This window comes from Jiangella muralis (assembly GCF_001270745.1).
Classification (GTDB): Bacteria; Actinomycetota; Actinomycetes; order Jiangellales; family Jiangellaceae; genus Jiangella; species Jiangella muralis.
The window spans coordinates 1-1,632 of sequence record NZ_LFXL01000079.1 but is presented as its reverse complement, the minus strand read 5'-3'; the positions used below and the strand labels follow the sequence as shown (position 1 = coordinate 1,632).

At 69.1% G+C, this 1,632-nt stretch carries 1 protein-coding gene; it reads right to left on the bottom strand.

Annotated elements, in window-relative coordinates; translation table 11 throughout:
• Positions 1-331: 331 nt before the first annotated feature.
• Positions 332-1,552, bottom strand: a complete 1,221-nt coding sequence (locus tag ACW62_RS32730; protein WP_053208316.1) for an IS110 family RNA-guided transposase — start codon at positions 1,550-1,552, stop codon at positions 332-334.
• Between the last annotated feature and the right edge of the window lie 80 nt (positions 1,553-1,632).

Genomic DNA, 1,632 nt, shown 5'->3' with positions numbered 1-1,632 from the left:
CTAGCTGGCTGTAGGTCTTGTCAACCGGGGTCGAGGCGCGTGTGGGTGTGCTCCGGCGGTGTGGGTCGTCGGAGTTGGGATGCGGCGAAGTGGGGTATGGCCGGGCGGTGGGGAAGGTGCCCCGGCGCGCTCACGCTGACGTATGCGACCTCGAGCGGGGTCATCTGGCGTCGTTCGAGCTGCAGCTTGGGGCGAAGGGCCGGGCGCCAAGCTAGACACGGCGTGACCCGTGGTGGGTCCGCCATAGCTTCGGCGGCGTCTGATCCGGCCCTTCGTCACCGTCTAGCCTGCACCCGATCGCACGGTGATGGAAGAAGGGGGATTGGTTCGCTCAGACCTCCTGCACCCAGCGTGCGGCGTCGTAGGCGCGTTGGTCGCGCACCAGGGCGTAGGCGATGCGGTTCGCCCGGTGAGCCAGCGCGCAGGCGATCACGCCGCCCTTCTTGCCGCGGGCACGTAGTCCGGCGGCGTAGGCCTTCGCGGGTGGATCGTTGAGCCACAATCCGACGCCGAGGTCGATCAGAGCCCTGCGCAGGGTGACGCTGCCCTCCCGGCTGATAGCGCCGTCACGGCGCTTGCCGGCTGACTCGTACTGCATCGGCGACAAGCCTGCCGCGCGGTAGATCTGCCGCGGGCCGGGCCATCGAGTCGGATCACCGACAGCGGCGCCGTAGGCGCTGGCGCGCACGGTGGCCCAGCCCGGCACCGTGGTCAGTACCGCGAACGGGGTGTGTGGGAGCAGCACACCGAGCTCTTCCTCGGCGTGAGCGATCTGCTGGTCGAGCACCCTCAGCATCTGCAGGTCGGTCGCGACCATCTCACGGGCGACGGCTGCATCTCGGGTCGGCAGCGCGTCCCGCGCAGCAGCGACCAGCCTCGCGGCCACCCGGCGCTGGACGATCAGTCCGCGGCCGGCGGCGAAGCAGATCAACCGGGCCTCACCCAGCGATGCCAGCCTGCTCGGGTCGGTGAAGTGCTCGGCGACCAGGCGGCCGACCTTGGCGGCCAGCACATCGGGCAACGCCAGCGTCAGTCCCGGGAACGCACGGTCGAGTTGACCGAGCAGCTGGTTCTTCAACGCCGTTCTGACCTCGACCCGACGCGAGCGGTGAGCCGCCCACGCGGCCAGCTCACCGATCACCACGGCTCGCTGGGTAACCGGCGTGCCGTGTCCGGCCAGCACCAGCTCAGTGATCGCCTCCAGGTCGATGGCGTCGGTCTTCACCCGCCGCCGACCCTGGACCCGCCGCTGCTCGGTGACATGAGCCGGGTTCAGCTCCACCAGCTCCCAGCCCATCGGCCACGACGCCTGCGCCATCAGCGGCTGGTGGTAGTGACCCGCCGCCTCGATGCCGACCTTGACACCAACCCCAGCAGGGATGAGCTCGCCGATCCGCTCCACCGTCACGGCCAGACCCGAACGGGTCATCGCGAAATCGACCGGTCCGAACAAACGGTGCCGGTTCTCGTCGGTGACCGAGCAGGCCACCGTGTTCTTCCCGACATCGACAGCCACCACGACCGTCGACGCTGCGCAATCATGAACGGACACAACCCACCTCCGCAGGGCATGCCAGGAGGACCAGCGCGCCAACGCCAGACACTCAGACGGAATCCAACGGATCCCTTCTG